The 14,186-nt window shown below is 40.8% G+C and carries 12 protein-coding genes; 5 read left to right on the top strand and 7 right to left on the bottom strand.

The features are described 5' to 3' along the window. Positions 1–33 precede the first annotated feature (33 nt). From V7K40_RS18335 to V7K40_RS18325, 3 genes are all read left to right on the top strand, one after another. Positions 34–651 carry a hypothetical protein gene (locus V7K40_RS18335; RefSeq protein ID WP_334962087.1) on the top strand — a complete coding sequence of 206 codons (618 nt, stop codon included), beginning with the start codon at positions 34–36 and terminating at the stop codon, positions 649–651. Positions 652–1,013: 362 nt separating this feature from the next. Next, on the top strand, positions 1,014–1,961 hold the full coding sequence (locus V7K40_RS18330; RefSeq protein WP_334962085.1) for a LysR family transcriptional regulator: 948 nt from the start codon (positions 1,014–1,016) through the stop codon (positions 1,959–1,961). Between the two features lie 92 nt (positions 1,962–2,053). Next, positions 2,054–3,127 carry an anthranilate phosphoribosyltransferase family protein gene (locus tag V7K40_RS18325; protein ID WP_334962083.1) on the top strand — a complete coding sequence of 358 codons (1,074 nt, stop codon included), beginning with the start codon at positions 2,054–2,056 and terminating at the stop codon, positions 3,125–3,127. A gap of 111 nt (positions 3,128–3,238) precedes the next feature. On the opposite strand, the gene V7K40_RS18320 is transcribed toward V7K40_RS18325, so the two are convergent. Continuing rightward, positions 3,239–4,663, bottom strand: a complete 1,425-nt coding sequence (locus V7K40_RS18320) for an LCP family protein (RefSeq protein WP_334962080.1) — start codon at positions 4,661–4,663, stop codon at positions 3,239–3,241. A 286-nt stretch (positions 4,664–4,949) separates the two neighbouring features. After that, positions 4,950–5,291 (bottom strand): hypothetical protein, encoded by a 342-nt coding sequence (locus tag V7K40_RS18315; protein WP_334962162.1) that lies wholly within the window; start codon positions 5,289–5,291, stop codon positions 4,950–4,952. 295 nt (positions 5,292–5,586) lie between these two features. Here V7K40_RS18315 and V7K40_RS18310 point away from each other — a divergent pair, with 295 nt between their 5' ends. Beyond that, on the top strand, positions 5,587–6,762 hold the full coding sequence (locus tag V7K40_RS18310) for an AI-2E family transporter (protein WP_334962078.1): 1,176 nt from the start codon (positions 5,587–5,589) through the stop codon (positions 6,760–6,762). Positions 6,763–6,841: 79 nt separating this feature from the next. Here V7K40_RS18310 and V7K40_RS18305 read toward each other — a convergent pair whose 3' ends face one another. Both V7K40_RS18305 and V7K40_RS18300 read right to left on the bottom strand, forming a co-directional pair. Then, entirely contained in the window at positions 6,842–8,173 is a 1,332-nt protein-coding gene (locus tag V7K40_RS18305) for a serpin family protein (RefSeq protein WP_334962160.1), read from the bottom strand. A gap of 434 nt (positions 8,174–8,607) precedes the next feature. Beyond that, entirely contained in the window at positions 8,608–10,203 is a 1,596-nt protein-coding gene (locus V7K40_RS18300; protein WP_334962076.1) for a S8 family serine peptidase, read from the bottom strand. A gap of 198 nt (positions 10,204–10,401) precedes the next feature. Here V7K40_RS18300 and rpe point away from each other — a divergent pair, with 198 nt between their 5' ends. After that, positions 10,402–11,109 (top strand): ribulose-phosphate 3-epimerase, encoded by a 708-nt coding sequence (rpe, locus tag V7K40_RS18295; RefSeq protein ID WP_334962074.1) that lies wholly within the window; start codon positions 10,402–10,404, stop codon positions 11,107–11,109. A 267-nt stretch (positions 11,110–11,376) separates the two neighbouring features. Here rpe and V7K40_RS18290 read toward each other — a convergent pair whose 3' ends face one another. The 3 genes from V7K40_RS18290 to V7K40_RS18280 form a co-directional block, all read right to left on the bottom strand. After that, complete coding sequence (locus tag V7K40_RS18290; protein ID WP_334962072.1) at positions 11,377–11,562, bottom strand: hypothetical protein; 186 nt, start codon at positions 11,560–11,562, stop codon at positions 11,377–11,379. Positions 11,563–11,965: 403 nt separating this feature from the next. Next, the gene (locus V7K40_RS18285) at positions 11,966–12,355 is read right to left on the bottom strand and encodes a HetP family heterocyst commitment protein (RefSeq protein ID WP_334962070.1); all 390 of its coding nucleotides are present in this window, start codon (positions 12,353–12,355) and stop codon (positions 11,966–11,968) included. 1,043 nt (positions 12,356–13,398) lie between these two features. Continuing rightward, positions 13,399–14,172 (bottom strand): cysteine peptidase family C39 domain-containing protein, encoded by a 774-nt coding sequence (locus V7K40_RS18280; protein ID WP_334962068.1) that lies wholly within the window; start codon positions 14,170–14,172, stop codon positions 13,399–13,401. Between the last annotated feature and the right edge of the window lie 14 nt (positions 14,173–14,186).

Genomic DNA, 14,186 nt, shown 5'->3' with positions numbered 1-14,186 from the left:
TAAGAAGTAATAATGCTCCCATTGTAGTGAACTATGGCAAAACCTAAAATCCTTCAAGAAGACCGTGAATATACCTTTCGCTCATATTTTGAAATGACCTATGAACCAGAAGAAATCTTAGCAGAGCTTGGTTATACTTTGGTACGCTCAAGGTTATCGCTACCAAAAACCCAAAAACTTCTAGACCGATTAGAAGAATTAAAAGACCGTATTGAACGGACGCTTCCACGGGTTAGTTTGACTAGTGAAACAGCGCGTCGAGAAACTTTGGTTGCACCAATTTTATTGGAAGTTGCTACATACTATTGTGACTGTCAGCTACGAATTGAGTACCCACTTGCGGTAAGTAAGTGGCTCAAAGGAAATCTTGATTATCTCCTCCGTGCAGACCAGAACCTTTTAGTTGTGGAAGCAAAAAATGATGATATTACGAGAGGATTTACGCAACTAGCTGTTGAATTAATTGCTTTATCCCAAATTGAAGAACAACCTTTTCAGTATGGAGCCGTTACTATTGGTGATGTCTGGCGATTTGGAAGACTTGATATTAAAGCACAACAAATTATAGCAGATATAAAAATTTATTCATTACCAGATGATTTAGAAGATTTAATGAAAGTTTTAGTCGGAATTGTTGAGCGAAACTATTGAAATTGTATCTACACTAAAAGCGAGCAAGTAGAGCCAGGATAAAAAAAGTACGAATTATTAGCACCCGAAAAACCACCCATAGCCAAAAGATTACTAAGAGGATGTTTTAAAATCTAGCGATGTGTGATGAATTGAAAATCTTATCTAAAAATTTATATATTACAGAAGAAAATAGTCGAGTCTTTTTTAGCGAAATTTACCAAAAAATTCCGTGCAAAGCGGATAATTGACGACAAAGGCAGTAAAACCTGATTTACACAAATAGAAATCTCAAGAAAAGACCTGTAGCAAACCCTACCAAACTTAAGTTAAAAATCCGTTAACTTAATGAAACCAATAAATGTAATTCAGGCTACATAAAAATGCGCCTAGAGCAGTTGCAAGCCTTTCTAGCGATCGCCCAAACCGGCAGCTTTCAACAAGCAGCGCGAACATGTGGTGTCACCCAATCGACGATTAGTCGCCAAATCCAGGCATTGGAAGCAGATTTAGGTCTAGAACTGTTTCACAGAACAAGTCATGGAAAATTGACACTTGGAGGTGAATGTTTACTACCCCGTGTCCGCAAAATTTGCCAAGAATGGCAGACAGCTACAGAAGAATTAGCTGATTTAATAGCCGGAAAGCAGCCAGAACTATGCATTGCCGCGATTCACTCTGTTTGTGGATCTTACTTACCACCAGTGTTGCAAAAATTTTGTCATGATTATCCAGATGTGCAATTGCGCGTAACTTCATTGGGAAGCGATCGCGCCCTCAAAGTCCTTAAAGATGGATTGGTGGATTTAGCAATTGTAATGAATAATCGCTTTTTAACCACTGGTAGAGAAATGGTGGTAGAAGTACTTTATGATGAACCTATAAAAGTTCTAACCGCAGCTAATCATCCACTAGCCCAATATGAATGCGTCCCTTGGTCAGAGCTAATTCGTTATCCTCAAGTGGTTTTCAAAGATGGTTATGGGATGCAGCGCTTAATACAAGATAGATTTGAGCGAATAGAAGCTAAACTCCAGGCAGCTTTAGAGGTAAATACCCTAGATGCCTTCCGGGGAGTGGTACGCCAAGGAGAACTGATCGCTTTGCTACCTCAATCAGCATTAGTGGAAGCACGCCAAGACGCTACCCTGGCGATTCGTTCCTTAGCCAGCAATAATACTAGTGGTTTAGCAGATGGTTCCAGTTTGACTCGTCGGGTAGTTATGGTAACAACTCAAGACCGACTCCAAATTCCCCCCATCAAGCACTTTTGGCAACTCGTAGGCGAAAATATTCCATTACAAATTGATCAGCAGCGATCGGCTTCTTAAGTGTAATTAGTTATTAGTCATTAATTATTAATCATTGGTCATTAGTCATTTTCACAAATGATAGTGGACAAAGGACAAAGGACAAAGGATAAATGAGCAATGTATTTAGGGAATTCCTGCAAAAAGTAGGTAGCGGAAACCACACAGCTGAGAATTTAACTCGCGCCCAAGCAGCCACTGCTACTAAAATGATGCTGCTAGGTGAAGCTACACCAGCCCAAATCGGAGCGTTTTTGATTGCTCATCGAATCAAGCGTCCTACAGGGGAAGAGTTAGCAGGAATGTTGGATGCCTATGATGAACTGGGGCCAAAACTGCAACCAATCGTCTCTGGGCGACCAGTGATCGCTTTTGGCATCCCCTATGATGGCAGAACACGCACAGCACCAATTAGTCCGGTAACAGCTTTACTACTCGCCGCAGTTGGACAACCAGTGGTGATGCACGGTGGCGCTCGCCTACCAACTAAGTACGGCTTACCCCTAATAGATATTTGGCAGGGTTTAGGAGTCGATTGGACTACCCTACCACTAGCAAAAACCCAGCAAGTATTTGAGCAAACCGGAATCGGATTTATTTATCTACCTCAGCATTTTCCCTTAACTAAAAGTATTTGGGAGTACCGCGACCAACTTGGCAAACGTCCGCCCTTGGCAACAATGGAGCTAATCTGGTGTCCTTATGCTGCGGATGCTCACGTAATTGCTGGGTTTGTTCATCCACCGACAGAAGGTATGTTTCAGATAGCTCTAGAGCTGCGGGGGGTAACGAAATTTACATTAGTGAAAGGATTGGAAGGTAGTTGCGACTTACCACGCGATCGCACTGCAATCATTAGCTTATCTTCATCCGTAGCATCCCAAGAGCTAGAACGATTGCACCTCGTACCGCGTGATTACGGCTTTACTACCAAGAACGTACCCCTTGGAACTACTGAAGAACTAGTGGCGGATATTCAGGCAGTTTTGGCAGGTAAACCAGGTGAATTGATGCAAACAGCCTTATGGAATGGCGGATTTTACCTATGGCGGAGTGGTATTTGTCCAGATATGCCAGAGGCTTTAGCTAAGGCAGAAGAATTATTAACCAATGGTGTGGTAGCAGCTAAACTCCAACAACTCAACCAGGTAGTAAATTCACTGTCAACAGCATTTGTGCCAGTGTAAACAGTTCAGTTAGAAATATGGATCTGATCACTTTAGGGTGTCAACATAACTTGTAATTAATTACAAATTACGTTAGCGTACCGATAGCGAGTCCGCGAGCGTCATTAGTAATTATTTGGTCAGCGACTCCTCTAAAATAGATTTTTGTTGCAACCAATCCTGACCCACTTGGATACTGATATCCGAGCCGAGGTTGCCAGTACTTTCCACACGCACTTCGCCAAATCCCAAAGTGCTGCGAATTGATTCGGCAGTGTCACTATCTCCTTGCTGGGCGACAATGTGAGTTACGTCTAGAGGTTCACCCCATGCCTTGGCTACATAGATGTTGCGATATCCAAATTTTTCCAAGGCTCTAATTAATGGTTGAAGGTTAGAGCGATCGCCACCTGTACTATCTTGAATTGCTACACGTAAAGAGCGTGGATCAGTTGCAGTCGCCTGCTGTTCCTGTTCTGATTCCAAACCAAAATGTTGAGCCATCAGTTTGGCAATACCATCTTTGTTGGGCAACCAATAGCTAGCATCAAACTCATTCTTCTCGCTAAAGCGACCTGGCAGCATTAACATTTGCATATTAGAGCGATTTGTTCGCACCCCAAAACCCGTAAGCGCCAATAACTCTTCAACCGTCAAGTTGGTATCAATGTGTTCTTTAACTACCTCAAGAACTTTAGGTAATTGAGCCACAGTAGCTGGGTTGAGTGCTTGATCCATCAAAGCACGCATAACCATTTGCTGCCGCTGAATCCGGCCAATATCTCCGAGTTCGTCATGGCGGAAACGCAGCAATTGCAGTGCCTTATCGCCGTTGAGATGCTGCTTACCCGCCTTCAAATTGATGTACAAATGCTGGGAATCATCTTGGTACTTCATATCTTTGGGGACGTAGACTGTTACGCCCCCTAAAGCATCGATTAGCTTGGCAACTCCCAGAACGTTAATTCGGATATAGCGATCAATTCCCGCCCCACCTAAGAGATTACTGACGGTTCTAGCAGTCAAAGCTGGGCCACCGTCAACATTGGCAGCATTAATTTTTTTCACTCCATACCCCTCTATTTCTGTGCGGGTATCTCTGGGAATGGAGAGCATGATTATTTTTTTCGTCTCTGGATCAAATTTGAGCAAGAGCATCACATCGGAAAGACCATCAAAGGAGTTTACCTGGGGCAGGTATTTGAGGTTTTTGGTTTCTTCAGGAGGGTTTTGGATATCCGGTGGGAGTACGCTCATTCCCATAATTAAGAGATTCACTGGGCGAGTTAATTGTGAAAATCGCAGCCCACCTCCAGAGATGCGATCGCCATCAAAGGCGGCCTCATCCTTTGGACTTAGCTGGGCTTGTTGCAAAGGCGTACTGGTTAAAGACACCGCCAAAAGCGCCCCTGCTGTTGCTGACACCATTGCAATACCACTCATCCCTACCCAAAACCACAGCCAACGTCCGGATTTCGAGTTCTGAGAAATTTTTTTACTGGACTTAGAGGCTTTTCCTGACTGATTTTCTTCCGCCGAACTTCTTTGAATGGTCACAGACTTCCTCACACTTACTCACTAATCAAATTCGGTAAATTTGCAGACTAAAAACATGCAGACAAATCAACCCATAATAGCTAACTCTTAATTATCAGTGCTAACTTTTTTAATGTAGTGTCAACCACAACACTTATAGCAACATTTTTCCTTCTTTTGGGCCAATCTAGAGATGTTTTACTGAAGTATGGCAATAATAAACTAGATTTGACTAGATATATAGATAAATCAACCGGATTTTTTTAGGAAATAAGTAAAAATACTGGAAAAGTATCATCCGAAAAAATTAAGATAAATACTTACCCAGGACTCGTTCTGCTAAAGTATTAAACCCTGGTAAACGCCCAGATTTGCCCTGCATCAGGCGCAAAATCAACCAGACACTTACTAAAAAGTAACCTGATGTGAGAAAGCTATTGAGGATAAATAGACGTAGCGTCAAAAAATCTGAAGTTGCTGCACCGGTAGCTAATAATAGATATCCCAACAGCCAAGTAAGCGCCAAAGTAATAGACAGACGACTAATAGCAAGTTGTTCCCGACTACCCTGGCCCCGATAGAGAGTCCACAAGGATGGAAAAAAGCCGATGATCGGAATCAAATATAAAAGCAACTGTGTTTTGGGGATTGGGGAACTCGGGGTTCCCTCTGGGGATAAGGGGTAATGGGGATTGGGGAGAAGAGGCAAAGAGGCTCTTTGCTGGATGCAAGGGGGAGAATTAAAAATTACTTCTTTCCCCTCTGCTCCCTGCTCCCTGCTCCCTGATCCCCCACTTCCCCAATCCCTATTCTGTTTCGGTTCAAAATTTTCCATGTAGGTTAGTCTAACTCCTAAATTAGAAGGATGAATAAGACTCATATAGTCAGAGATAATAAGCTGTAAAGAAAGATTTAACTTAGTTCTATCCCGCAATCAGCTCAAAATGCAGACACGCAAGCTACTCGACTGGTGGCAAACATTCACACCAATAGCGCGAATCGTAACGATCGCGTTATTCCTACCGCTGCTAGTTCTAAATGGTTGGGCACTTTCGGTATTTTTTAATTATTTCCATTCTCTCATAGTCATTTTAGTTGGAGCCTCAGTGCTAGCATTTCTGCTCAACTACCCCGTGAGCTGGATGGAGCATCAAGGTGCTAGGCGAGAGCAAGTCGCTATCCTAGTATTTCTCTTGGCTTTATCAATTTTATTGGCGTTGGGTGTTACACTTATTCCGCTGGCCCTTACCCAAGCCCAACAACTGGTGGCTCGTTTACCAGAGTTGATCGACTCTGGACGCTCTCAGTTAATGATATTAAATGAAAAAGCCGAGACTTTCGGCTTACCGATTAACCTCGATGCTCTGGTGGTGCAAATCAATGATCGCGTCAAGGGACAATTACAAGCGATCGCTGGACAAGTTTTAAATCTGGCCGTAGTTACAGTCACTAGTCTGCTAGATATTCTCTTGACGATGGTTTTGACTTTCTACCTTTTGCAGCATGGGGGTGAACTCTGGCAAAGTTTAGTAGAATGGTTACCCTCTAAATTTCGCGATCCTTTCTCCAAAACAGTCCGCCTCAGCTTCCAAAATTTCTTCATTACCCAGCTGATTTTATCTACTTGCATGGCATCAGCCCTCATTCCTACCTTTTTGTGGCTGAAAGTGCCATTTGGTCTACTATTTGGTCTAACTATTGGCCTGATGGCTCTCGTCCCCTTTGGCGGTTCTGTAGGCATCGCCCTGACTACACTATTGGTTGCGCTGCAAGATTTCTCAATGGGTGTGAGAGTGTTGATAGCAGCAGTAATCGTACAGCAAATTCTCGAAAACTTAATTGCCCCCCGAATTTTAGGTAGCTTTACTGGTTTAAATCCAGTTTGGATTTTAATTTCAGTCTTAACAGGGGCAAGAATTGGCGGACTGTTGGGTGTAATTGTGGCAGTACCTACAGCTGTTGTGATTAAGACTGCTTTAAGTGCCCTGCGTCCTGGAGGGCTAATCAGTGAGACGGAAGACATCGCCACTGGGGAAATAACTGCACCCGTTGCAGCAAACGATTCCTCGAAAGCTGATGTCAACAACACTCTGAGTATTTCTGAAGCGACATTACCCTAAAATTCAAAATTCAAAATACTCTCCAATCAGCTGCCCTTCGGGCGTCTACAAAATTCAAAATGAAGGAATTTTGAATTTTTTACTGCGGATCGAGGATTGAACCCATAAACAAAACCCTTCCCGTCTGATTATCTCTAATGGCACAGAAGAATGGACGCTCAACAATCATTCGGAATGGTTCTGGTTTTAGTCTCAAAGCTGTTGCTCTTATACCCACTGAAGTAACCGCAGCCGCTTCCGTGCCTTCTTCGTTCACTTCCACAAAAGTTTTATGCTTAACTTCGCTAATGGCAAAATTTTTACCCATGCCGGAAAAATTGGCTTTGTCGCTGAAAGCCTCCTCCATGCCTAAAGTTTTTAAGGCATCATTGAGTGTAACGTCGTAATCTGTTTTGAAACGGGGTAAACGAATAAACCCTTTTTGTTCGCTGAACTGAGTCATCCATTTTTCCCAGTTCTCAACATTCAAGTTTTGATAGAAGGCATTGAGGTTAGAGTTCTGTTTGGGCAAGAATATATAAAAACTGAATTTACCATCTTTGCCGTAAGGTAAACTAACTGCCTGAAATTGTTTGCTTTCATAATATCTATAGTCACCGTCCTGTGACATCATCGGGTGTTGTTTTGCTTTACCAGGTATGCTGTAAAAAGGGTATTGAGCAGTTTGATTTTTATCAAATTCTTTGCTCCATTTTCCTTTAAAATATATAGCATTAATCAGAAACAACACCTGACTTGGTTCAATTTTTCCAATTATCTGCTCAATTTTGCCATTAGTATTCTCTTTTACCCAGCTATTGATAATATTAGGCGCTGTGGGATCTCGAAAATTTAAATTGCTGACCTTAGCTTGATAAAAATCCTGCGTTCTCTGGAGGAAGTCTGGCCGAAAGCTAACATTTTTATTTGCCCAAAGCGAGTTAGCAATCTTCAGTTGTACTTGTGGATCTGAATTATCTAAAAGCTGCTTTAATGCTGCCTTGTAAGAAGAGTTTATTTCTTCCAGATTCATTCCCTGTAATTCTAGGGTTTTTGCGATCGCTAGTTGAGTCGTGCCGCTCGCGCCATTGTAGGTCATAGCTAGAGCGATCGCGACACTCGAAGGTGAGATAAAAACGTTCTTCTTACCATTATCACTTTTCAGAAGTTCTGAAAATAGTTTGAAGCCAAACTTATTGCTAGATTCAAGGATTTTTGTATCAGTCTTGAGTGTTTTTTTTTGCGATGGAGTTTCTGGCTGAGGTAAACTAGATTGGGCAAGGGCACTTTTATTACTATCGACTTGAGAATACCCTAATACACTAAATAGAACAACACTTGCAGCTGCCAGAGCATAACGTCTGCCTAGACTCACACCATAACGTCTTTGGATGAAATTTTCTCTCACACTACTATATTTCTGCCGAATCATCATACCACCTTACTTGCGAAAGATTCCCGATCTGTGCTCAGAGTTGACGCAGAGACTGTGTCAATGATTAACTATTGCATTTGCTCCAATAGAAAAATGGGACTGTTACAGTTTTTGTAACAGCAAGTTAGTAGCTCAGAGGAATTAAACACAACTTATTAAAGCTGCTAATTTCTAATTGAGGCGGCTATGCAGACGATTTAGAAAAAATCTCGATTTTTAGGAATTTTTATATTTATCAATAAAAGTATTGTAGATTACCTAATCACAAAATAACCACCTTTTTTGGTCTTTAAAGATAAAATCACCTTTCTCAGTTCACGAAATACCAATTTTTTTAGGGACGCACAACTATGCGCCCCAATAGGGGAGTGTTGTTTAAATAGATGAAAAAGACTGTAAGTTGACACAAATAAAAGTTGTGCGCCCCTATTTCAATTGATAGGTACACTCCACCAAGCTAAACTATAGGGTTGAGTCGCTTCATTGAGCTTTTGCCGAAACTGGACACGGATTTTGTAATTACCAGTAGCAGCAACCGGGCAGAAAATATGTTCTACACTATCGATTTGGCTGATTGAGGAGCAAACAGCACCAGCATCTGAATTTTGAGCATCAGCTTTTACTAAGTATAGGTCGAGATTATTCAAACCGCGATCGCGAAAATTTTCACCCACGTCATATTGCTGGTTTTTATTTTTATCATTGAGTTCTACCAATCGATCCCAACTTAGGGTGACAGCAACAAAACTCGCCTGCTTTAATGGTTTTGCTAACACATAGTCAACAGATGCTCCAGCATTGATTGCGTGATAATCCCAACCAATAGCCGGCACCACAGCTGATGGCTGCCATTGACCAGCACTAAATTGCTGATAAGCGCGAAATATGTTCAAATGACCCGCTCCCATTTGGGCATCTAAGGGAATCTTAGGATCTTTATAAGCATCAGAATCTAGCCAGTTTTGATTTTGTTTATCAATTAGCGTCCGGCTCATTCCTAACCGTAAGCCATCACCACTATCTTGGATTTTGTCTGCTGAATTCAGCAATACAGCTTTCATTACTTGATGATGGCGAGAATCGATGCTCCAGTGGGGTTGTTTTGTCCGCATCTGTCGGTCAGCAAATTCCTGCAACAGAGCAACACTAGCCGTAACTTGAGGCGCTGCAAAACTTGTCCCCGTGACCTTATTCAATTTGCCATCTGGATTGAGCAAGGGAATGTTATTACCAGGAGCAACTAAACTGATAGCGCGACGCCCATTAAGATCAAATTCTCTTCCAGCAAGCTTTCCACTCACTCCTTGGTTAGCACCCGCCAGATTAGCCACGTCTACTTTGTTAAAAACTCCCCCTCTGCGGGATGAAAAAGCCACGTTCACTCCGTTAAAATTATCTGTAGGAATAGGAATACCGCCCTTGCCCTGATTACCTGCGATCGCATACAAAACATCATGAACGCGACTAGACCAGTCAACACATAAAGTTAGTAAAGCATTGCCGTCTAAAGTCGCCTCTGGTCTAGGATCGCGGCTCAGAGGTTCACCAAAGCTAAAGTTAATCGCACGGACATCGCCACTATTTTGTAGCGCTATGTGCTGGGCCGATAAGCACTCTTCTGGCTGACCCATGTTTTTAGTGGAACCCACCGCAGATGAATACAGTCGCGCTCCCGGAGCAACTCCCGGCAAAGCTTTGTCTTGACTCACCATCACACCAGCAACATTGTAAGCGTGGGGGTCAACACTGGTATTTGATTTAGCTGCTCCATCGCGTAAAAATACTGCCGCTAAAGATATGGCGCGATTTTTAGACACCGCCTTATCCCAACCAAACATTCCCGGTCGGCCAATTTCCACTTGACCAATAGCAATCTTACGACCGATTAAATTATAAGGAGATTGGTGTAGCTTCAGAGCATCAATACCGTTAGTTCCCAGAGTAGATTCTAAAACTGAAGCAATTACCGGCGCACTCAGACAAGAAGCACTTAATCCCCAAATTATCCAGGTTAGTTTTTTAGTCATTTGTTCAGTTGTTAGAAGTTAGAAGTTAAGAGCGCAGCCGGAGACTTCCGAAGTTCGGGTTAGGAGATAGGAGTTGAGTTAGGAATTTTATTCTCCCCTACTCCCCATCTCTCCAAAAAAGCCGGGATCAAAGTTATGAGTCTTGCTCAATGTTTTGTTACAATGCGTACAGACGAGGACGCTTAAAACCCACTAGCCATGACCCAAAACCGATCTCAAAAGCCCATTGTAATTGCTCCATCTATCCTATCAGCCGATTTTAGTCGTCTGGGTGACGAAATTCGCGCCATAGACGCGGCTGGAGCAGATTGGATTCATGTTGATGTAATGGACGGTCGTTTTGTACCCAATATTACGATAGGTCCTCTGATTGTGGAGGCGATTCGTCCGATTACGACCAAGCCACTAGACGTCCACTTGATGATTGTGGAGCCAGAAAAGTATGTAGAGGATTTTGCTAAGGCAGGTGCTGATCATATCACCGTACACTGCGAGCATAATGCTTCCCCACACCTACACCGCACCTTGGGGCAAATTAAAGAACTTGGTAAGAAAGCTGGAGTTGTACTTAATCCTGGTAGCCCTCTAGAGCTAATTGAATACGTTCTAGATTTGTGCGATTTAATACTGATTATGAGCGTCAATCCTGGTTTTGGTGGTCAAAGTTTTATCCCTGGTGTATTACCCAAAATCCGCAAGCTGCGTCAAATGTGTGATGAACGTGGTCTTGACCCTTGGATTGAAGTGGATGGGGGACTAAAGGCAAATAATACCTGGCAAGTTTTAGAAGCAGGAGCTAATGCAGTTGTCGCCGGTTCAGCTGTATTTAAGGCTAAGGATTATGCTGATGCTATTACATCAATTCGCAACAGCAAGCGTCCTACCCCAGAATTAGCCAAGGTTTAAGTCATTTTTAGATTAACTGTACTTCAGAAAAAATAAGGTGGGTAAATTGCCCACCTTATTTTTATTTACACATAAAAAACTGGAAGCTATTCAAGTTTTGAACTTCCAGTAGTCGCTATATAAATTGAAAGTTTAGAAAGCAGAGATAATCCAGGTTGGGAGGACTAGGATTACAATAGTCGAAAGAGAAGCGTATGAGCTACTAGTTCTACCAGCCATGACAACGATTTCACCGAAACTTTTTTATTTCCGTTTCTGGTATTGGTGTTAAGCGTTTGCTTTATTAACTAAAGCAACACCAACCACAGTATAGAAAGCTTTATAAGCATTACTTACACCGTCTGCAGTCAGTGAAAGCTGTGTGAAGTTTGGATTGGGAGAAGCTACCGCTCCAAATTCTCTTTGCTCAAATTTCCTCGAAAATAAAACCACCAGTAGCAACGGTTGCATCATCGGTCTTGGTGTAGGAGTTATTTACTCCATCAAATGCTGACTACTTTTGTAATCAGTTTGATTTCTTTCATAGTCAGAACTAATCATTGATTTTATTTTTTAAAATTAACTTGCTTGCCAATCACCTCTATTTTTGTTGAAGTTGTAGTTTTTATTAGTTTACCAATCTCATCAGTATATATTTGCCATTTTGGCAGATTTTTTAAAAAAATATTAAATTAATCATTGCTATAGAAAACCTGCCATGCTAAAAATTTTAAATTAGCATAGCAGGCTCTCAATCAACTTTAGGGCAGAATCTATTGATTCCAAATAGTTTTTAATTAGATCCACAACGTTTCAAGGAAATCTCTTGAGTGCTTTCTAGTTTTAATTGCGATTTCATTGATTGATGCTCGTTAATTTACTGTGCCAATCTCTGATCTAAACTACCACCACGAATTTCTGTTTTTTGCTTTCCAACTACTTCCAGATAAGCTCGGTCTTTAATTTTGCTTAAGCAGCTTGATGAGCCATTACTATCAGATATTGAATCATTAGCATGTTTCAGCATTTTGAGATTTTCACTTTGCTGTTGATTTGTCCTACTGGCTTTAGAGTTTTCTTTTAACAATCGATTATAGGTACGATATGGAATGTAATGGAGAGGATTATAGCCAGCAAATCGCAGCATTAAAACACATGCCCAGGAATATTTTCCAGCAAGAATTGCTTCAACTACTTTGTCAAATTGTTGAGCTTTCACCGTCTTATCTATGTTACTACTAATGCTCGCAATGTCTTGATTCATCATAGTTTTTAGGTATCTGGGATGAAGTAAAGAGGAAACTATAGCTTTTGCTTGTTAGTGAGTGAAGGGTAAAAATTTACCTTTGGTCTTGTCATATCACTGGTAGGACAAAATTATCATGTGGCTTTTGGTAAATACAATTTTGTCCTCTTAAACTTTTTAAACTCCTAATTCAATAAATTTTATCTGTTTACCTGCTTGTATTTCTTACTACTGTTTAATTAAGCATTTTCCGGGAACTTTACATATTTTTTTGGGCTAGTAGAGAAAATTTATTTACCTTTGAGCGTTAACAACACTATTTGTATATATACTATTTTTTGTTATTAATGTCATTTCCTAGATTAGCAGATTTATAAGTTAAATTTACTGAATATATTTCGATATACACTTGCGGATTGTGCAACTTTTAATTTTGTCCTTCTTTGCTAATTAATGAGGGGTCTGACCCCCTACACAATATAAATTTAAACCCTTTATTATTGTCGAGTCACTAGAAAATATTACCATTAACCAGAAAGTAAAACAACTTATAAAAATAGTAATATATAGAGAATGAAAAATTTTAATTAGCTAGAGATATTGAAAATTTTTAAATATTTTCAATGAGATTATAATTTAATTTATTACCCTTGAATCTATTGATTTATAAAGATTACAGCTTTAGCTTGTCTAAATGAAATCGCTGTAAACTGCTCATGAATATTTCATGAGCATGATCTAGGAATCACAAATAGCCTATTTTGGAAAAAGAATTAATGTTTAATTATCATCAAATAAGTTAATAAAAACACCTGTAATGGAATGTTTTCAACAATTTAGCAGGCTAAACCTGTAGAACTTTAAATAATTTTCTAATAGAGTGAAAGTTAATTAACAGAGAATAGTGCTAAGTTAATTCAGTAATAATTTGTATGTGTATTAACATATAACAGATTTATATAAATGAGATTACAAATGCAGTTGCAGTTGGGCTAAGTTGTAATAAAAACTACCAATTGCGATGAGTCATGGATAAGTGCCTTGCTTAACGAGGATACCTCGGTCTAAAACAAGGATATAGTTGACATGATGAAGGTGATACAAGCTTGATTAATCTGGGTTAAGTTCTGTTGAAATTGGCGTTCCGACTCGATATCGAGGGCGCTAGTTGCTTCATCCCAAATCATGAAGCCGATCGCAAAGATGTTCAGGGTAAAGAAGCTTTTTAAACTCATTAGTTGGTCGATAATGACCTGAGTAGATAGGAGAGTCGCCAACCTAAAAACTTCTACCAGTAATGAAGTAAGAATAATTTGTCTAAGTAATTTTTGGTAATGCCACAATGTTTGCCAATAGCAACCTAAGAAGAGTTTCTCACCTTTGGGGGCATTAAAGTTTTCCGTGGGGTATAAAAGTAGGACATATCCTGTCCAGCTAGCTTCATCTGGACGCAAAAGCCAGTCCTTGCCTATGGCTGGATCACTAATCAATATGCGATCGCCTTTAACTCGCCAGACAACTATATAATCAATTCCTTGCCAATGAGCTACCCACAGGTTATAATATGAGTCCAGCTTACTAAGATTCGCCCTCACTAATAGCACTTCATATCCCAAAGCTTGGGCTGCTTCTGCTAAAGCCTGGAGAGATCCACCTCTACGACTTACCCATGCTAAGTTACGTAAATTGTAGTGGCTTAAGCGTATGTCCCAGTATTGGCTAATCATTGCCAAATACGCAGCGCGACAATCTGATGAACTTTGCTGTTGTAGTATAAAAGGATAGGCACGCCATAGCCTAGTTTTTGATTGTGAACGTAGTCTGGGAAATATTAGCAAGATTTATGACTAAA

Source organism: Nostoc sp. (assembly GCF_036917195.1).
Lineage (GTDB): Bacteria > Cyanobacteriota > Cyanobacteriia > Cyanobacteriales > Nostocaceae > Nostoc.
This window is presented reverse-complemented; position numbering and strand designations above follow the sequence as displayed.